Origin of the sequence: Mesorhizobium sp. M0676, assembly GCF_040320535.1 — a bacterium.
In the GTDB taxonomy this organism is placed as follows: domain Bacteria; phylum Pseudomonadota; class Alphaproteobacteria; order Rhizobiales; family Rhizobiaceae; genus Mesorhizobium.
The window spans coordinates 108331-125968 of sequence record NZ_JAMYPU010000018.1 but is presented as its reverse complement, the minus strand read 5'-3'; the positions used below and the strand labels follow the sequence as shown (position 1 = coordinate 125968).

The following is a 17638-nucleotide window of genomic DNA, read 5'->3' as shown; positions in this document are numbered from 1 at the left end:
ACATGGCGCTGATTTCCTTGAGGAATTGTTGGCCGACAAGGAAGTCACCGCAGCGCTGCCCGAAGCCGAGATCCGCGAGAAATTCGACCTGGGCTATCACACCAAGCATGTCGATACGATCTTCAAGCGGGTTTTCGGATAGGATCTTCCATGCGGCTGGCTGCCCTTTCCGACATCCATGGGAATCTGCGCGCGCTTGAGGCGGTTCATGCGCAGATCAAAGACGCTTCTCCCGACATAATCGTCAATCTGGGCGATTGTCTTTCCGGGCCGCTATGGCCGGAAGAAACTGCGCAATATCTGATGGCGCAGAATTGGCCGACCGTGCGCGGCAATCACGACCGTGTGCTGGTCGAGCCGCCTGCTTCCGGGTTGGAAGACGTCGATGCTTTCACTCACCAACGCCTGTCCCAGGCGTCATTGACCTGGCTCTCGGCATTGCCGGTCACCCTGTCGCCTGCCCAGGACATCCTGCTTTGCCATGGCAGCCCCAGTGACGACGACGTGTTCCTGCTCGAGGAAGACGGAGGCAGCCACTTCCACCCGTCCAATGAAAAGCAGATCAGGCACAAGCTGGGCAGCGCCGGCGCCGGGCTGACCTTGTGCGGCCATACACATACGCCGCGCGTTGTGCGCTTGTCGGACAACCGGACAATCCTCAATCCCGGCAGTGTCGGCGTCCAGGCATTCCCAGGTTTGACTGTGACCGGCAGTCCGGATGCCCGCTATGCCCTTGCCACGCGCAAGGACAGACAATGGTCGTTCAGCCATCATACGGTCAGCTATGACTGGACCGAAGCATCCGGCCGCGCCACGGCGACCGGATTCGACAGCTGGGCGCATGGGCTGCTGACGGGCTACGCCGCCAATTCCTTGTAAGAACCGAGCAGACGCTCAGCCTGGGGCGCCTGGCACGGTGCGGATCACCGTGCCCCACGGATCTTCCCGTGTGATGTCAGCGGTTGTCTTGTCCGAGCGCATCTCGACCCAGGCCAGCCCTGAGCGGGACGGATCGCGGCGCCCGGCGCCGGCGCTGTGCCACGAATTGCCACCGATATGATGGTGGTAGCCTCCCGACGACAGGAACACCGCCTGCCCTCCATACTTAGCGACCGTGTCGAAGCCAAATTCGTCGTGCCACCAGGCCTCGGCATCTTCCGGCCGGCCGACGCGCAGATGGACATGGCCGACAATGCTGTTTTGCGGCGCGCCCTGCCAGCCGGCGTCACCGGCCGGCACGCTGCCAACCACGGCGGCCAGATTCAGCCGCTCGGTCGCCATGGCGATCTTGTCGCCGTTCCACTTCCACTCCTGCGGCAGACGGTCCCTATAGATTTCAATGCCGTTGCCTTCGGGGTCGGTCAGATAGAGAGCCTCGCTGACCAGATGGTCGGAGGCGCCCTCGATGCGGATCTTGTTGGCGGCGGCATGGTTTATCCAACGGCCGAGATCGGCGCGGCTGGGCAGAAGGAAAGCGGTGTGGAAAAGGCCGGCGCTGCGCGGATCGTCGGGCTTGGCCGCTGCGTCAGGCTCGATGACCAGCAGCGGGCGCTCGGCAGCGCCCAGCGTGATGGCGCCATCGGCGCGGCTCAATTCCTGCAGGCCGACAACAGCCCGGTAGTAATCGGCAAGTCCTTCGGCGTCGCGCGCCTTCAGGCCCACGCGTGACACGCTGACGGGGGTCGTCGCGGCAAAAGGCAGTTCGCTCATAAGACTCTCCGTTCAGCGCGTTATCCCTAGGGCGCGCCACCAGCCTATTCTGTTGTCCATCTCTCCCCGCCTCAAATCGTCGATCCTGATCGTTCACACAAGATGGAAAGAATCGAACAGGTTGTTCACGATTGTGATGCACCGCATGCGTCAGCGCGGTTGCACGAGACACGGCCGCTCGCTATCTCAGCGCCATGAAAGTCAAAGACGCAGATATTCTGATCGTGCCGGGCTACACCAATTCCGGCCCCGAACACTGGCAGACACGCTGGCAATCGAAACTATCGACGGCGCGTCGGGTCGAGCAGGCGGAGTGGTCGAAGCCGGTGCGCGAGGACTGGACGGCGAGCGTGGCGAACGCTGTCAACGAGGCCGAGCGGCCGGTGGTGATCGTTGCCCATTCGCTCGGTGTGGCGGCCGCGGTGCAGGCCATTCCGCAGTTCAGGAAGCCGGTCGCCGGCGCGTTTTTTGTCGCGCCGCCCGACGTCGCCAACCCGGAGATAAGGCCGCGTCACCTGATGACCTTTGGCCCCTATGCGCGCGAACCGCTGCCCTTCCCGTCCATCGTCATCGCCAGCCGCAACGATCCGTTCTGCGCCTTCGAGGTTGCCGAGGACATTGCCGGCGCCTGGGGTTCGCTGTTCATCGATGCCGGCGAAACCGGTCACCTCAATGAGGATGCCGGCTTCGGCCCTTGGCCGGAAGGGTCGATGACCTTCGCCAAGTTCCTGACCGACCTCAAGGCCTGACCGGGCAAGGCACAACGCCTCAGCCCTTTATCGAATCGTTCATGCTTTTGATGAGTGTCTTTGCGCCGAGCGAAATCAGCGCATGGTCCGAGCCCATCGCCAGCAGCCGGTAGCCCATCGCCACGACGCGGCCGGCAATCGCCGGCTCAACGACGTAGATCGCCGCATGCTTGCCCGCCTTGCGCGTGCGCTCGGCGATGGAAGCGACGGTTTCCATCATGCTTTCCAGCGTCGAATTGACGGTGGCCCCATTCGACCAGGCGATGGAGAAATCCGATGGGCCGAGGAAGATGCCGTCAATGCCCCGCGTGTCGAGGATGCCGTCCAGCGCATCGAGTGCGGCGCGCGTTTCAACCATGGCAAAGGCCATCGTGCGTTGATTGGTGTCGCGCAGCCATTCGGCGTGGTCGCCTTTGCCATGGCGCGGAAAAGCATAGGTCGGGCCCCAGGAGCGCTCGCCCATCGGCGGATATTTCATCGCCGCGGCAAAGAGTTTTGCATCGGCCACCGAATTCACCATCGGTGCAATCACCGCCTCGGCACCGAAATCGAGGGCGCGGCTGGCCATGTCGAAGCGGCCGACCGGAATGCGCACCAGCGCCGGCTTGTTGGCGGCGAGCACCGGTACGAGGCCGCGCAAGACCGAGTCTTCGTGGTGTCCGCCATGCTGCATGTCGAGCGTGACGGCGTCAAAACCCTGCTTGGCGATGATTTCGACCGTCAAAGCGTCCGGAACGCCGGACCAGGCGGTGAACAGCGTTTCATCCGCCGCCAGGCGTGACTTCAGGGACATGGGTGCTTTCCTCGTTGGGTAGAGCCTTGTAACAGGCCTACGCACAGTTTCAGCCGGAAAAGGCTGAAAAGGCAAAGAAAAACCGCCCGGCTGGACCGGGCGGTCGATTGGTCCAGCGCTACTCGCTCTAGGTGTTCTTGATCTGCTCGATCGCCTGCGCCATCAGTTCGTCCATGGTGCGGCGGATCTGGTGATCCGACTGGTCGACGCCGGCGGCGTCGAAATCCTTGCGGATCTTGCGGAATACGTCGTGATCGCCGGCTTCCTCGATGTCGGAAACCACAACTTCCTTGGCATAGGCGTCGGCGTCAGTGCCGGATTTGCCCAGCTTTTCGGCGGCCCACAGACCGAGCGCCTTGTTGCGGCGTGCGGAAGCCTTGAAGCGAAGTTCTTCGTCGAAGGCGAATTTGCGCTCAAAACCCTCTTCGCGGTCTTTCATGCTGCTCATGGCTTCCCTCCGATGAAATCGATTCGCGTTGGCGATGGATATGTGTGTTGCCGCAGCACAAACCAAAAGGGCGCGGGCCGGTCAATATGCTACATCACTTGCTGCGCTGCGGCATTTCATTCCTGAAAGCGGTCGATGGAAAGGATTTGCCGATTGAGCAAACGCTGTGATTGGGATAGACCCGGCATTGAACCCCACCCGTCGCCGCACCAATTTAGGCAGACGGACAGGAACTGGTCGCTTGCCGCCTGCCCGCAAATCCAGAGAAAAATCAGATGAAAAATCGCCGCCGCATTTATGAAGGCAAGGCCAAGATCCTCTATGAGGGACCGGAACCGGGCACACTTATCCAGTTCTTCAAGGATGATGCGACCGCATTCAACAAGAAGAAACATGAGGTCATCGACGGCAAGGGTGTGCTCAACAACCGCATTTCCGAGTACATCTTCAACCATCTGAACCGCATGGGCATTCCGACCCACTTCATCCGCCGGCTCAACATGCGCGAGCAGTTGATCAAGGAAGTCGAGATCATTCCGCTCGAAGTGGTGGTGCGCAATGTCGCCGCCGGCTCGCTGTCCAAGCGCCTCGGCATCGAGGAAGGCACCGTTCTGCCGCGCTCGATCATCGAATTCTATTACAAGGCCGATGCGCTCGACGATCCGATGGTGTCGGAAGAGCACATCACCGCTTTCGGCTGGGCAAGCCCGCAGGAGATCGACGACGTCATGGCGCTGGCCATCCGCGTCAACGACTTCCTCTCCGGCCTGTTCATGGGTGTCGGCATCCAACTCGTCGATTTCAAGATCGAATGCGGCCGCCTGTTCGAGGGCGACATGATGCGCATCGTCGTTGCCGACGAGATCTCGCCGGATTCGTGCCGGCTGTGGGACGTGGCAACGCAGGACAAGCTCGACAAGGACCGTTTCCGCCGCGATATGGGCGGCCTCGTCGAAGCCTATCAGGAAGTTGCCCGCCGCCTCGGCATCATGAACGAGAACGAGCCGCCGCGCCCGACCGGCCCGGTGCTCGTCGCCTCGACCGATGGCCTCAAAGGCAAGCCGCACTAAGTCTTCATTTCTTGACGCGATTCCGGACGAAAAACCGCTTCAGACTTTTCCTGGAATTGCTAAGTCTTCGAACAGGAACCTGTCCAGCATGATCAAGGCCCGCATCACCGTCACCCTCAAGAACGGCGTGCTCGACCCGCAGGGAAAAGCCATAGAGCACGCTCTGTCCGGACTGGGGTTCGGCGGCGTCGGCCAGGTGCGGCAGGGCAAGGTCTTCGACCTCGAGCTCTCAGAGACCGACAAGGCCAAGGCCGAAGCCGATCTGAAAGCCATGTGCGACAAGCTGCTGGCGAATACGGTGATCGAGAATTACGCGGTGGAGATCGCTTGATATGAAATCAGCTGTCGTTCTTCTCCCCGGCCTCAACCGCGACCGCGACATGATTGCGGCGCTGACCAAGATCTCTGGGCAGGCGCCGGCGACCGTCTGGCAGACCGACACCGAAATCCCTGATGTGGACCTGATCGCCATTCCCGGCGGCTTCTCGTTCGGCGACTATCTGCGTTGCGGCGCCATTGCCGCGCGCATGCCGGTCATGCGGGCGGTGGCGGAAAAGGCGGCCAAGGGCGTCATGGTCATCGGCGTCTGCAACGGGTTCCAGATTCTGGTGGAAGCCGGCCTTTTGCCTGGCGCGCTGATGCGCAATGCCTCGCTGAAATTCGTCTGCCGAGAGGTGAAGCTCGAAATCGCCAACGCCAACACCATGTTCACCCGCCGCTACCAGCCGGGTCAGATCATCCGCACGCCGGTGGCGCATCACGACGGCAATTATTTCGCCGACGCCGACACGCTTGCCCGTCTCGAAGGCGAAGGACAGGTGGTGTTTCGCTATGCCGAGGGCAGCAATCCCAATGGCTCGATGAACGACATTGCCGGTATCGTCAGCGAGAAGGGCAATGTGCTCGGCCTGATGCCGCATCCCGAAAACCTGATCGAGGCAGCGCATGGCGGAAGCGACGGCCGCGCCCTGTTCGAAGGCGCGCTCGGCGTCGCAGCCTGATATCTCTTCGAATTCCTTTCAAAACGCGGGGGCGGTTGACCATGAGACTGATGATTGTTCGCCTAGGTCCCCTGGCTGCTGCCGGCTTGGCGTTGGCGTCCTGCCAGTCCAGCCCCAAGAGCGCGCTGGTCCCCACGGGCAAGAGCGCTTCGCTGCTGGCCATGGAACAGGTAGCGATATCGGCCCACAAATGCTGGATCGCCAGCAAGGATCCCGCCTTCAAATCCTATCAGATGGCCAATGAGCTGAATTCGTTCAGCGGCACGCCCCGCTTCCTGCTGGTGCCGGCCAAGCATTATGGCGGCAAGCCGCTGCTGGTCGTCCAGGCGCAAGGCAATTCCAGCCGCGTCGACGTGTTCGGTCCGCTGATGGACGATCCGCTCGGCGCGCGCATCGGATCCGACGTTGCACGCTGGCAAACGGGCAATCCGTCGTGTAACGCGGCCGCCTGACGCCAGTGGGCCGCTTCCTGCAGATTGCGGGATTGATCATCGGTCTGGCCGGGCTTGTCCTGCAAGCGTGCATCACCATCCCGGCATCGATGGAAGCCGGCCGCAGTTTTCTCGGCTCCATCGTCTTTCTGTTCAGCTTCTTCACCATCCTGACCAACATCGGTGCGGTGCTGGTCCATGTCTCGCTGCTGTCGCCTTCGGGCTACGCCTGGCTGCCGGCCTTTGCCGGGCCGCGGATGCGGGCCGGCGTCGCCGTGTCCATCGCGCTTGTCTTCATCGTCTATGCGACGGTTCTGGCGCAGCTCTGGCAGCCGCAGGGGCTGTTGCTGCTCTGTGACGTGCTGCTGCACTATGTGACGCCGGTGCTGTTCGTGCTGTGGTGGCTTGTTGCAGGCGCTGACGGCAGGACACGCTGGAGCGACATTTCGTGGTGGATGGCCTATCCGATCGCCTATCTCGCCTATGCGCTGGCGCGCGCACCGATCGCAGGCGAAGTGCCCTACCCGTTCCTCGACGTTGCGAAAAACGGCGCGGCCAACGTCGCCCTTGCGGCGCTGGCCGTCACCGGTGTTTTCCTGGTGCTGTGCATCCTCGCCGTGCTTGCCGATAAGGGCGTCTCACGCCTCAGGGCTCCGGGCACACGCCGCTGACCAGACTACAAGTTAGTCCCAGAATCGCCTGATGCCTTCGCGGTGAGCGTCGTCACGCGACACACCGATGTCCCTGAGCTGCTCGTCGGTCATTTCGAGCAAAGCCAGGCGGCCGCGACGGCGCTCGATCAGCACGTCGATCCATCGCGCCAGCGATCTGACCACATGCACGATCCGGCCGACAAAGCCTCGCCGGCTGGACCAGCGCGGCCCGACCAATTCAATGCCCGCGCAGCGGATTGTCTCGATTGTATCCATTGTCTTTCTGCCAACCTTGCAAATTGTACCCATCTGGTACGGTTCTGATATGCATTGACACCCGATCTGGTGCAATATACAGAATTGTCACCATGACAAATTGGCTCCCTGACCTCACCATCGGTTCCGGCCCGCTTTACCAGCGCCTCGCCGACAGCATCGAGTCGGACATCGACAAGGGCGTTATCGATGCCGGGGCAAAATTGCCACCGCAGCGCGATCTCGCCTATGACATTGGCACGACGGTCGGCACGATCGGCCGGGCCTATCAGCTGCTGCGCGAACGCGGGCTGGTGAGCGGCGAAGTCGGACGCGGGACCTATGTGCTGGCGCAGCAATCGGAAGCGGCGTCACCCGAATTCGCCGAGCCCGCCGTGCAAGGCACGCGCTATGTCGATGCACCGCCGGGCAAGCTGCGCTTCGACAGCACTGCCGCGCCCGACATCGGCCAGGGCGCCATTGTCGCCGACATGCTCTCGCGCACGGTGCAGGATCACCCGCACGAAATATCGAGCTACACCAGGGATTTTCCGGAGCGCTGGTTCGAGGCCGGCGCCCGCTGGCTGTCGCGCAATTCGTTCCGTCCGGTTGCTGAAACCATCGTTCCCACGCTTGGCACACATGCCGCGGTGATGGCGGCGATCGCGGCGCTGACCACGCCGGGCGACTATGTCGCCTTCGAGCACCTCACCTATTCGCAGATCGCCCGCAGCGCCGGGCTGATCGGGCGGCGCATTGCACTTGTCGCATCGGACGTGGAAGGCCTCGATCCCGAGGATTTCGAACGCGTCTGCGCGCAAAAGCACCCGAAGATGATCTTCCTGATGCCGACGGTGCAGAACCCGACCCTGGCGATCCTGTCGGTTTCGCGCCGCGAGGCGATCGCCCGCGTCGCGCGCGCGTACAATGTCATCGTCATCGAGGACGATCTCTATGGCGGCCTGACCGAAGATCCGACGCCGCTCATTGCCGAATATGCACCCGAGCGCACCATTGTCGCCGGCGGTCTGTCGAAATCGGTCGCGGCAGGTGTTCGCGGCGGCTGGCTCTCCTGCCCGCCCGCCTATCGCCATCGCATCCGCGTCGCCCACAAGATGATGACCGGCGGGATGCCGTTCCTGCTGGCGGAGGTGAACGCGCGGCTGGTGCTGTCTGGGCAGGCTGGCGATATCCGCAAACGCAGCATTGCCGAAATTGCCGCCCGCATCGCCATCGTGCGCGAGACACTGGCGGGTTTCGCCTTCAAGTCACACGGCAGCATGCCCTTCGTCTGGCTGACGCTGCCCGATCCCTGGCTGTCCGGCACGTTCAGGAGCGCATGCCTCGAAAATGGCGTGCTCCTCGACGACGAGGACGAGTTCAAGGCGGGGCGTTCCGAGCAGGTTTTTCACGGCGTACGTTTCGGCGTCTCGCAGCCAAGGCGGCGCGAGGACATCACTGGCGGCGTCGCGGTGATCCGGCGGCTGCTGGAGGAAGGCCGCGCCGGCTACGACAGTTCGTCCTGAATCCTTGGCGCTAAGCCGTGCGCCTGTGTACCGATCTCAGGTTCAGCCCTCTGCCTTGAAGTTTTTGGCTTCCTTTGCGCCCTTGTCCTTGCCGTGCTTCTCGGCCAGGTCCTTGGCCTGCTTGGGCGAAACGTCGGTGGTCTCGGCAATATGCATGGCCTCCTTGTCGGAGAGGCGATTGTCTTTCTTGCCTTGCTTGGTGGCCATGTCGAAATCTCCTGATTGGTTTGAGGCCTAACGGCCGGGATGCCATAGCGTTCCCCAGCGGCTCCCCGCTACCATCGTCGCCCTGTGGTTTTCCGGCGTTTTTCGTCATCCAATGGGGTGTATCACGCCAAAGCTTGCGATATGAGGGGACTCAAATTCCCCTCTCCCATGGACATCAATCGCCGCCCATGACCATTTCCAATTCCGTGCCGATTACCCCGGAACTCATCGCCGCGCATGGGCTGAAGCCCGACGAATACCAGCGCATCCTCGACCTGGTCGGGCGCGAACCGAGCTTTACCGAACTCGGCATCTTCTCGGCGATGTGGAATGAGCACTGCTCCTACAAATCCTCGAAGAAATGGCTGCGCACGCTGCCGACCACCGGGCCGCAGGTCATCCAGGGTCCGGGCGAGAACGCCGGCGTGGTCGATATCGGCGACGGCGACTGCGTCGTCTTCAAGATGGAGAGCCACAACCATCCCTCCTACATCGAGCCCTACCAGGGTGCGGCGACCGGCGTCGGCGGCATATTGCGCGACGTCTTCACCATGGGCGCGCGGCCGATTGCGGCGATGAACGCTTTGCGCTTCGGCGCACCGGACCATCCCAAGACCAGGCACCTGGTCAGCGGCGTGGTTTCCGGCGTCGGCGGCTACGGCAATGCGTTCGGCGTGCCGACGGTCGGCGGCGAGGTCAATTTCGACGCCCGCTACAACGGCAACATCCTGGTCAACGCCTTTGCCGCGGGCCTCGCCAAGACCGATGCGATCTTCCTGTCGGAAGCCAAGGGCGTCGGCCTGCCGGTCGTCTATCTCGGCGCCAAGACCGGCCGCGACGGCGTCGGCGGCGCCACGATGGCCTCGGCCGAGTTCGACGACAAGATCGACGAGAAGCGCCCGACCGTGCAGGTCGGCGATCCCTTCACCGAAAAATGCCTGCTCGAAGCCTGTCTTGAGCTGATGGCGTCTGGCGCCGTTATCGCCATCCAGGACATGGGGGCGGCCGGCCTCACCTGTTCGGCGGTCGAGATGGGCGCCAAGGGCGACCTCGGCATCGAGCTTCACCTCGACCAGGTGCCGGTGCGCGAAGAGCGCATGAGCGCCTATGAGATGATGCTGTCGGAGAGCCAGGAGCGCATGCTGATGGTGCTGCGCCCCGAGAAGGAAAAGGAAGCCGAGGCGATCTTCCACAAATGGGGCCTCGACTTCGCCATTGTCGGCAAGACCACCGACGATCTGCGCTTCCGCGTCATTCACCAGGGCGACGAGGTCGCCAACCTGCCGATCAAGGACCTTGGCGACAAGGCGCCGGAATATGACCGCCCCTGGGTCGAGCCGAAGAAACCTGCGGCGCTTGCCGCCGGCGATGCGCCGAAGGCCGATGTCGCCGACGCGCTGCTGAAACTGCTCGGCGGGCCGGACCTGTCGTCGCGGCGATGGGTGTGGGAGCAATACGACACGCTGATCCAGGGCAATTCGCTGCAGCTTCCGGGCGGCGACGCAGGCGTGGTGCGCGTCGAAGGCCATCCGACCAAGGCGCTCGCCTTCTCCTCCGACGTGACGCCGCGCTATTGCGAGGCCGACCCGTATGAAGGCGGCAAGCAGGCGGTGGCCGAATGCTGGCGCAACCTCACCGCCACCGGCGCGCTGCCGCTGGCGGCCACCGACAACCTCAATTTCGGCAATCCGGAACGGCCTGAGATCATGGGCCAGCTGGTCGGCGCGGTGAAAGGCATTGGCGATGCCTGCCGCGCGCTCGGCTTCCCGATCGTGTCGGGCAATGTCTCGCTCTACAACGAAACCAATGGCCAAGGCATCCTGCCGACGCCGACCATCGGCGGCGTCGGGCTGATTGCCGACTGGTCGAAGATGACCCGTATCGGCTTTGCCGCCGAGGGCCAGATGATCCTGCTGGTCGGCGCACCCGCAAGCTGGGGCAGCCATCTCGGCCAGTCCGCCTATTTCAGGGACATCCATGGCCGTACCGACGGGCCGCCGCCATCCGTCGACCTCGCCCATGAAAAGCGCGTCGGCGACCACGTGCGCGCGCTGATCGCGTCGGGCGTCGTCACCGCGGCGCATGACCTTTCCGATGGCGGCCTTGCGGTGGCCCTGGCCGAGATGGCGATGGCGTCCGGCATCGGCGCCTCAATTCCGGGGCTCGCCGGCACCGACCCGATCCCGGTCTGGTTCGGCGAAGACCAGGGCCGCTACCTCCTGACGCTGTCCGTCGATCCGCAGAGCAAGGAATGGGACGCCATCCGCGAGGAACAGAGAAAGCTCGGCATCTTAGCGCCATGGATCGGCTCGACCGGTGGAAACGAACTGAAGCTCGGCGATGCCAGGGCGATCCCGGTCAGCGAATTGACCGCCGCCCACGAAGGCTGGTTCCCGAACTTCATGGACAAGTCCATTTGACCAGCCTGGCAGCCCGGACGCTGATCGCAGTCGTCTTCTGGCCGTCGCTGTTCTTCTTCTGGTTCCTCGGGCCGTTCGTCTTTTTCCTGCTGTCGACGATCTCGAGCGAGGTCTGTCCGCTGCTGGAAAGGCGTAACCAGTTCCTTGAGGCGGCCAATGGCACACTGCCGATGCTGGCCTTGCAAAGCCTGATCTATGCGATCCCCATCGTCTGCCTGGTGCTGTGGAGCCGCCTTTTGCCGAACCCGGCGCGCGCAAGGCATGTCGCCATCTGCATCAAGCTATTTGCCATTGCGGTCATTACCGGCGCGCTGTGGGAATACGGGTCATCGCTGATCTGCGACGGCTATGGCCAACCATTCTTTTCGCCCTTGTGGCAGATGACCAGCTATCTCCCGATTATCACCCTGGCGCTCAACATCCCGCTCTATCTCCTGGTGTTCAGCCTTGGCCGGGGGTTCTCGACCCGCGACGACATTACCGAAGATGGTGTGGTGCACCCGCGGCAGGATGGCCCTTAGACACTGCGTCGCCGACAGAACGGCTTCAACCCGGACCAGAAAGGCTTTAGGCTGCCGTCCGAGTCACTTCGTGCCTAGCCGCCCAGAACAGGATTTTGCCATGGCAATGGATGCCCACGACATCGAAAAACTGATCAAGGACGGGATTCCGGACGCCAAGGTGACGATCCGCGACCTCGCCGGTGACGGCGATCACTATGCAGCCGAAGTGGTGGCCGAAAGCTTCCGCGGAAAGAGCCGCGTCCAGCAGCACCAGATGGTCTATGATGCGCTGAAGGGCAATATGGGCGGCGTGCTGCACGCGCTGGCGTTGCAGACCAGTGTGCCGGACTGACGCCAGGCTGGCCTAGCGCGTCGGCCGCTGGCTTGCCAACACGGCAATGATCGGCCCTGCCGGATATCTTCCGCCGACAATCATCCTGTCGCCATCCGACAGCGCGGAGACCGCGCCGTCGAGGAACAGCGCGTTGCGGCATTGTAGCGCGTCGCGGAACAGCCGCGCAAAGCTGCCGAAACTGACCTCCGACCGCGAGATCGCCAGCACGACGGTGTTTTCGTCACGCACCCCGACGCCGTTCCTGATGTAGCGCGAGGTGCCATTCGCCTCGAAGCGCGGATGTAGCACGCCATCGATCACCAGCATCGGGCCGGACTGCGTGGCGAAGGCAACATCGGGTTTGGCGACGGCTAGGCGTTGCTTTCCATGACAGCCGCCTTGCCCTCATTGCCCACCAGAAAGACGCCGTTCGGTTTCAGGAAGAAATTGCCTTCGCCGTCGGCAAGATTGAGCCGTGACTTTTCGCTGCCGTTCTCGACCAGCAGGCCGACCGGCGACAAATCCTCGTGATACATGCCGCCATTCATGGCGAGCAGCACCGGCCTCCCCTCGCCCGCAACCGCCTTGTCGAAGGCTTCGAGCGAACCAAAAGGCTTGCCATCGGCGCTGGCGTGGAAAACACCGATGCTGTCGGCGCGAAGATCGATCTCGCAGACGACATAGGTCACCGCCTCGAAGGCGACATTCCGGCAAGGCGCGGGCAGGTCACCGCCAATGACCAGCGGCGGCGGCTCCGGGCGTCTCGGCCACCAGACAACGGCAATCGCCGCCAGCAGGATGGCGATCGGAAGGGCGGCGCCATATCGTCTTTTCATCATGTTCCGAAGGCTGCAATCGGCTCGGATGCTTGGCCCAAGACAGGTGATCCTTTGCGCCATTTCCGCGACGGCGGCGCAAACATCTTGTTTCGGCCCATCTATGGGTTTATTTGATGGCTATGCTTCGAGCCTGACTCCCACAGGCGTGAAAGGATATCTCATGAGCGGCATCAACGACTACATCGACAGCGAAGTGAAGGGCAACGACGTCGTCCTTTTCATGAAGGGCACGCCCGGTTTTCCGCAGTGCGGCTTTTCCGGCCAGGTCGTCCAGATCCTCGATTACATCGGAGCCGACTATAAGGGCGTCGACGTGCTGACCTCGGCCGAACTGCGCCAAGGCATCAAGGAATATTCGAACTGGCCGACGATCCCGCAGCTTTACGTCAAGGGCGAATTCGTCGGCGGCTGCGACATCATCCGCGAAATGTTCCAGGCGGGCGAGTTGCAGACGTTGCTCGTCGACAAGGGCCTCAGCGTCAAAGCGACAGCCTGATTCTGAGTTGAGACGGGGCAGCCCCGCCCCGGCAAAATGTTACCTCCCCCTATCGGAGTGAGGACGAAGTTGTGCGCCGGCATGCCGGCGCATATTCGTTTTGAAGATCGGACCCGCCGTGGATCAGCCAGCAAAAGCGCCGCAACAGGCACGCAAATTGCCTATTCCGCGCTGGGAATTCATCGCGCTGTGCGCGGCACTGATGGCGTTGAACTCGCTGGCCATCGACATCATGCTGCCGGCACTGCAGCAAATCGGCGCCACGCTCGGCGTCGAAAATGAAAACCACCGCCAATATGTGATCACCGCCTATATGCTCGGCTTCGGCGGCGGACAGCTTTTCTTCGGGCCGATTTCGGACCGGTTCGGACGCCGCGCGCCATTGGTCGCCGGGCTGGCGATCTATGTCGTGGCGGCCGCGGCCGCGGCCATCGCCCCGTCCTTCGCCATCCTGTTGCTGTGCCGGCTTGTGCAAGGCATCGGTGCTGCCGCCACACGCGTCATCGCCGTCTCGATCGTGCGCGATACGTTCGACGGCCGGCGCATGGCCGAGGTGATGTCGCTGATCTTCATGGTGTTCATGGCCATCCCGGTGATCGCGCCCGGGATCGGCCAGGTCATCATGCTGTTCGCAACCTGGCACTGGATCTTCGTCACCATGGCGGTCGGGGCGCTGATCGTGTCGGCGTGGTCGCTGCTGCGCCTGCCGGAGACTCTGCATCCCGAACATCGCCGGCCGTTGACTGTCTCTTCGGTGATCGACGGCTTCCGCATCGTGCTCACAAACCGCCTCACGCTCTGCTATGCTTTCGCCAGCACCTTCATCTTCGCCGCCATGTTCGGCTTCATCATCTCCGCGCAGCAGATCTATTTCGACATCTTCCACGTCGGCGAGCTATTCCCGGTCATCTTCGCCGGCGTTGCGGGCGTGCTGGCCTTCTCGAACTACCTCAACTCGCGGCTGGTCGGACGGGTCGGCATGCGCCGGCTGTCGCAAGGCGCGCTGCTTCTGTTCCTGTGCATCAGCCTTGCCTGGCTGGTCGTCTCGCTGGAAATGAACATGCCGCTCTGGCTGTTCATCACCTTCTTTGCCTCTGCGATGCTGCCTTTCGGCGGGCTCGGCGCGAATTTCAACGCGCTCGCAATGGAGCCGCTCGGGCAATTGGCGGGCACGGCGTCGTCCATCCTGGGCTTCATGCAGACATTTCTCGGCGGCATTCTCGGTACGCTGATCGGCCAGGCCTTCAACGGCACGGTGACGCCGCTGGCCGCAGGGTTCTGCAGCGTCTCGGTTGCGGCCCTGCTGATGATCCTGATCGCCGAGCGCGGCAAGATGTTCCAGCCGCACAAACCCACCCGTTTCAGGGCACGTCACCGACCTGCATTGAGCGACGCGCCTTGAGATTGTTGGTCTCAAAACCGCATCCACCTTTATGCGACGCGTTTCAGGATGCGCCGCCAATCACTGCCGTGAAACGAGGGAACAGCGGGCGCCCTGCGATGGCGCCACCCATGCTGTCCGACAGCGGCATCGGCAGAGCCTTGTCGAGCGCTTCGAGCACGGACGTGACGAAGACCCGGTTGAGCGCGGCATCGTCTCCCATATGCGAAAAGGTGGCGCGCGGTTTGCCCATCAGCGTGCCGTTTTTGCGAATTGAGAAACTCAGCGTCAGGGTCATGCCAGCACTTCCAGGCGGCGGCTGCCAACAGGCAAAGATCGCGGAAAACATCTCGTCTATGGTATCGACGGGATCGCGACTGCCGCACGCGCGTTCCTGCGATCTTGCCTCAGTGGCGCCAGCGGCGGCCAAGGCAAGTGCAAGCGCCGTTGCAACAATTGCGGACCGATGTTTCATTTCGCGGCTTCCGACTTCGCGAGAGATTGGACACTATAACAGAGCCAATATACTTGACGAAAGCCCTACCAGCAGTTGGACCTATTGCGCCCATGGCTGCATCGGCGAGAAGCTCGGCCAGCCAGTCGATCGCTTGGTCGTCAAATATCATCGGAAATGTCTTGTCCTGTGCTGAGGCTGCCATTGAGGGCGGCAAAGTCGAACAGCTTTCTGTCGAGCAGATGCGACGGCCTGGTGTTGGACAGCGCGCGCAGCATCGTATCCTTGCGGCCCGGCATGCGCTTTTCCATATCGTCCAGCATCGCCTTCATGGCGTTGCGCTGCAGGCCTTCCTGGCTGCCGCAGAGATCGCAGGGAATGATCGGGAATTTCATAGCGGCGGCGAATTTTTCCAGATCGACCTCGGCGCAGTAGCTCAGCGGCCGCAGCACCATGACGTCGCCGTCGTCGTTGAGCAGCTTTGGCGGCATGGCGGCAAGGCGGCCGCCATGGAATAGATTCATGAAGAAGGTTTCGAGAATGTCCTCGCGGTGGTGGCCGAGGACCAGCGCCGAACAGCCCTCCTCGCGCGCGATGCGATAGAGATGGCCGCGCCGCAGCCGCGAGCACAGCGAACAATAGGTGCTGCCCTGAGGCAGCTTGTCGGTGACCACCGAATAGGTGTCCTGATACTCGATGCGATGGGCGATGCCATGCGCATCGAGGTAATCGGGCAAAATGTGCTTCGGGAAGTTCGGCTGGCCCTGGTCGAGATTGCAGGCCAGCAAATCGACCGGCAAAAGGCCGCGCCATTTGAGATCGAGCAGCACGGCGAGCAGGCCGTAGGAATCCTTGCCGCCGGACAAGGCCACCAGCCAGCGGTCGCCGGGCCTCGCCATGGCGAAATCCTCGACCGCCTGACGGGTTAACCGCAACAGCCGCTTGCGCAGTTTGTTGAACTCGACGGAAGACGGCACGTCGGCAAACAGCGGATGGAAGCCGCCTTCAGCAATCGGTTCAACTGTTTCGATGTCTGCCAGCATGTTCATGGCTTGTCGCTTTCCATAGCCGAGAGTGCCGGATTAGCGGACATGGCCGACAAAGAAAAGGCCGCCTCGACGGGCGGCCCCTTCCGGTATCGCAGAAAAGCGATCGCTTAGCGCGAATAGAATTCGACGACCAGGTTCGGCTCCATCTGCACGGCGAACGGAACATCGGCCAGGCCGGGGATGCGCGAGAAGGTCGCGACCATCTTGTTGTGATCGACTTCGATATAGTCCGGCACGTCGCGCTCGGCGAGGCCGACCGCTTCCAGCACGATGACCAGCTGCTTCGACTTTTCGCGCACTTCGACGACATCGCCCGGCTTGCAACGGTACGAGCCGATGTTGACGCGCTTGCCGTTGACGTTAACGTGGCCGTGGTTGACGAACTGGCGAGCCGCGAAAATGGTCGGCACGAACTTGGAGCGGTAGACGACCGCGTCGAGACGCGACTCGAGCAGGCCGATCAGGTTCTCGGAGGTGTCGCCCTTGCGGCGATCAGCCTCTTCATAGACCTTGCGGAACTGCTTTTCGGAGACATCACCATAGTGCCCCTTCAGCTTCTGCTTGGCGCGCAGCTGCAGGCCGAAATCGGAAAGCTTGCCCTTGCGGCGCTGGCCGTGCTGGCCGGGGCCGTATTCACGCTTGTTGACCGGGGACTTCGGGCGGCCCCAGATGTTTTCGCCGAGACGGCGGTCGATCTTGTACTTCGCGGATTCGCGCTTGCTCATCGCATTCCCTTTCAAAACAAACCACCCGGAACCTCATGGTCCGGGTGAAGGAAACGCGCCCTCCTCTGGCCTCCGTTTTCGAGGCCTGACAGGGTTTTCCCACGCAACGCGGCGGAAACCCACGGGACACGTCAGTCTAGACAAGGCCCAGGAAACGATAAACCTGCTTTCCCGGGCTTGCCATGCAAAAGAAACAACCGGGCATTGCGGCCCGGTGTTGGTGCGCTCGTTAAACGGAGATTTGAGCAGAGTCAAGCGCGTCGCTGGCGCTGGGCCCGGCAACCATATCACGTCTTTTGGCGTTGAGTGCCGTGCCGGATGCGGCGGGAGGTTGTTGCGCCGACGGCATTTAGGAAGGGACTGGAGCCAAAGGAGCCCGAAGTCGCATGAAGAAGTTTTTCCTCTCGTTGGTCGGTGCAGCCGTCCTGGCCGGGACGATGTCGATCGCCGTGCCCGAGCCAGCGATGGCCAAGCATTGGCAGGGCCACAAGCATCGTCAGACCTGCCATGTCGTGGTGAAGAAGAAGGTCATCTGGCGGCATGGCCACAAGAAGGTCATCCGCTACAAGGTGAAGCGCTGCTGGTGACGTCAGG

General features: G+C 62.4%; 25 protein-coding genes and 1 pseudogene. 16 read left to right on the top strand and 10 right to left on the bottom strand.

Translation table 11 applies throughout. The annotated features are described in order from the left end of the window. Together NKI35_RS20595 and NKI35_RS20590 are read left to right on the top strand one after the other, a co-directional pair. A pseudogene (locus NKI35_RS20595) lies at positions 1–142 on the top strand (adenylosuccinate lyase); the annotation flags it as partial. Between the two features lie 8 nt (positions 143–150). After that, on the top strand, positions 151–879 hold the full coding sequence (locus NKI35_RS20590; protein ID WP_352741344.1) for a metallophosphoesterase family protein: 729 nt from the start codon (positions 151–153) through the stop codon (positions 877–879). A 15-nt stretch (positions 880–894) separates the two neighbouring features. Here NKI35_RS20590 and NKI35_RS20585 read toward each other — a convergent pair whose 3' ends face one another. Beyond that, positions 895–1710: a VOC family protein gene (locus tag NKI35_RS20585; protein ID WP_352624595.1), complete on the bottom strand. Its 816-nt coding sequence runs from the start codon at positions 1708–1710 to the stop codon at positions 895–897. Positions 1711–1904: 194 nt separating this feature from the next. Between NKI35_RS20585 and NKI35_RS20580 the strand changes: the two genes are divergently transcribed. Next, positions 1905–2459, top strand: a complete 555-nt coding sequence (locus NKI35_RS20580; protein WP_023669089.1) for an RBBP9/YdeN family alpha/beta hydrolase — start codon at positions 1905–1907, stop codon at positions 2457–2459. Positions 2460–2478: 19 nt separating this feature from the next. Here the strand turns inward: NKI35_RS20580 and NKI35_RS20575 are convergent, their stop codons facing one another. Together NKI35_RS20575 and NKI35_RS20570 are read right to left on the bottom strand one after the other, a co-directional pair. Beyond that, positions 2479–3252, bottom strand: a complete 774-nt coding sequence (locus tag NKI35_RS20575) for an HpcH/HpaI aldolase family protein (RefSeq protein ID WP_023819436.1) — start codon at positions 3250–3252, stop codon at positions 2479–2481. A 127-nt stretch (positions 3253–3379) separates the two neighbouring features. Continuing rightward, positions 3380–3700, bottom strand: coding sequence for a DUF1476 domain-containing protein (locus NKI35_RS20570; protein WP_023669091.1), 321 nt, complete (start codon positions 3698–3700; stop codon positions 3380–3382). 47 nt (positions 3701–3747) lie between these two features. Here NKI35_RS20570 and NKI35_RS20565 point away from each other — a divergent pair, with 47 nt between their 5' ends. The 6 genes from NKI35_RS20565 to NKI35_RS20540 all read left to right on the top strand — a co-directional run bounded on the left by NKI35_RS20565 (position 3748) and on the right by NKI35_RS20540 (position 6873). Next, positions 3748–3870, top strand: a complete 123-nt coding sequence (locus NKI35_RS20565) for a hypothetical protein (protein ID WP_280790911.1) — start codon at positions 3748–3750, stop codon at positions 3868–3870. 105 nt (positions 3871–3975) lie between these two features. Continuing rightward, positions 3976–4770, top strand: a complete 795-nt coding sequence (gene purC, locus NKI35_RS20560; protein ID WP_013532127.1) for a phosphoribosylaminoimidazolesuccinocarboxamide synthase — start codon at positions 3976–3978, stop codon at positions 4768–4770. A gap of 88 nt (positions 4771–4858) precedes the next feature. Further along, positions 4859–5101, top strand: coding sequence for a phosphoribosylformylglycinamidine synthase subunit PurS (gene purS, locus NKI35_RS20555; protein WP_023669092.1), 243 nt, complete (start codon positions 4859–4861; stop codon positions 5099–5101). A gap of 1 nt (position 5102) precedes the next feature. Beyond that, a complete protein-coding gene (gene purQ, locus NKI35_RS20550; RefSeq protein ID WP_352741343.1) occupies positions 5103–5771 on the top strand; it encodes a phosphoribosylformylglycinamidine synthase subunit PurQ in 669 nt (222 codons plus the stop codon). Positions 5772–5812: 41 nt separating this feature from the next. After that, positions 5813–6223, top strand: a complete 411-nt coding sequence (locus NKI35_RS20545; RefSeq protein WP_352741342.1) for a hypothetical protein — start codon at positions 5813–5815, stop codon at positions 6221–6223. 5 nt (positions 6224–6228) lie between these two features. After that, positions 6229–6873: a Pr6Pr family membrane protein gene (locus tag NKI35_RS20540; protein WP_352741341.1), complete on the top strand. Its 645-nt coding sequence runs from the start codon at positions 6229–6231 to the stop codon at positions 6871–6873. Positions 6874–6885: 12 nt separating this feature from the next. Here the strand turns inward: NKI35_RS20540 and NKI35_RS20535 are convergent, their stop codons facing one another. Further along, positions 6886–7131, bottom strand: a complete 246-nt coding sequence (locus NKI35_RS20535; protein ID WP_352741340.1) for a DUF1127 domain-containing protein — start codon at positions 7129–7131, stop codon at positions 6886–6888. A 92-nt stretch (positions 7132–7223) separates the two neighbouring features. Here NKI35_RS20535 and NKI35_RS20530 point away from each other — a divergent pair, with 92 nt between their 5' ends. Further along, a complete protein-coding gene (locus tag NKI35_RS20530; protein WP_352741339.1) occupies positions 7224–8636 on the top strand; it encodes an aminotransferase-like domain-containing protein in 1413 nt (470 codons plus the stop codon). Between the two features lie 42 nt (positions 8637–8678). On the opposite strand, the gene NKI35_RS20525 is transcribed toward NKI35_RS20530, so the two are convergent. Further along, the gene (locus tag NKI35_RS20525) at positions 8679–8843 is read right to left on the bottom strand and encodes a hypothetical protein (protein WP_023669098.1); all 165 of its coding nucleotides are present in this window, start codon (positions 8841–8843) and stop codon (positions 8679–8681) included. 188 nt (positions 8844–9031) lie between these two features. On the opposite strand from NKI35_RS20525, the gene purL reads away from it, so the two are divergent. The 3 genes from purL (at position 9032) to NKI35_RS20510 (ending at position 12118) form a co-directional block, all read left to right on the top strand. Then, complete coding sequence (purL, locus tag NKI35_RS20520) at positions 9032–11263, top strand: phosphoribosylformylglycinamidine synthase subunit PurL (RefSeq protein WP_352741338.1); 2232 nt, start codon at positions 9032–9034, stop codon at positions 11261–11263. Then, a complete protein-coding gene (locus NKI35_RS20515) occupies positions 11260–11784 on the top strand; it encodes a hypothetical protein (protein ID WP_352741337.1) in 525 nt (174 codons plus the stop codon). The genes purL and NKI35_RS20515 overlap by 4 nt, the downstream gene beginning before the upstream one ends. 100 nt (positions 11785–11884) lie before the next feature. Further along, positions 11885–12118 (top strand): BolA/IbaG family iron-sulfur metabolism protein, encoded by a 234-nt coding sequence (locus NKI35_RS20510; RefSeq protein WP_010909092.1) that lies wholly within the window; start codon positions 11885–11887, stop codon positions 12116–12118. Between the two features lie 12 nt (positions 12119–12130). Here NKI35_RS20510 and NKI35_RS20505 read toward each other — a convergent pair whose 3' ends face one another. After that, positions 12131–12427, bottom strand: coding sequence for a phosphodiester glycosidase family protein (locus tag NKI35_RS20505; RefSeq protein ID WP_352741336.1), 297 nt, complete (start codon positions 12425–12427; stop codon positions 12131–12133). Positions 12428–12471: 44 nt separating this feature from the next. Further along, positions 12472–12939, bottom strand: a complete 468-nt coding sequence (locus NKI35_RS20500; protein WP_352741335.1) for a hypothetical protein — start codon at positions 12937–12939, stop codon at positions 12472–12474. Between the two features lie 160 nt (positions 12940–13099). Between NKI35_RS20500 and grxD the strand changes: the two genes are divergently transcribed. Continuing rightward, complete coding sequence (gene grxD / locus NKI35_RS20495; RefSeq protein ID WP_352741334.1) at positions 13100–13435, top strand: Grx4 family monothiol glutaredoxin; 336 nt, start codon at positions 13100–13102, stop codon at positions 13433–13435. A gap of 202 nt (positions 13436–13637) precedes the next feature. Beyond that, positions 13638–14837: a multidrug effflux MFS transporter gene (locus NKI35_RS20490; protein WP_502897157.1), complete on the top strand. Its 1200-nt coding sequence runs from the start codon at positions 13638–13640 to the stop codon at positions 14835–14837. A 43-nt stretch (positions 14838–14880) separates the two neighbouring features. Here the strand turns inward: NKI35_RS20490 and NKI35_RS31350 are convergent, their stop codons facing one another. The 3 genes from NKI35_RS31350 to rpsD form a co-directional block, all read right to left on the bottom strand. Then, the gene (locus NKI35_RS31350) at positions 14881–15291 is read right to left on the bottom strand and encodes a UCP034077 family protein (RefSeq protein WP_502897155.1); all 411 of its coding nucleotides are present in this window, start codon (positions 15289–15291) and stop codon (positions 14881–14883) included. A gap of 140 nt (positions 15292–15431) precedes the next feature. Beyond that, a complete protein-coding gene (ttcA, locus tag NKI35_RS20480) occupies positions 15432–16319 on the bottom strand; it encodes a tRNA 2-thiocytidine(32) synthetase TtcA (RefSeq protein WP_352741333.1) in 888 nt (295 codons plus the stop codon). Between the two features lie 107 nt (positions 16320–16426). Next, positions 16427–17044, bottom strand: a complete 618-nt coding sequence (gene rpsD, locus NKI35_RS20475) for a 30S ribosomal protein S4 (RefSeq protein WP_023669107.1) — start codon at positions 17042–17044, stop codon at positions 16427–16429. Positions 17045–17430: 386 nt separating this feature from the next. Between rpsD and NKI35_RS20470 the strand changes: the two genes are divergently transcribed. Next, a complete protein-coding gene (locus NKI35_RS20470; RefSeq protein ID WP_023690200.1) occupies positions 17431–17631 on the top strand; it encodes a hypothetical protein in 201 nt (66 codons plus the stop codon). Positions 17632–17638: the final 7 nt, after the last annotated feature.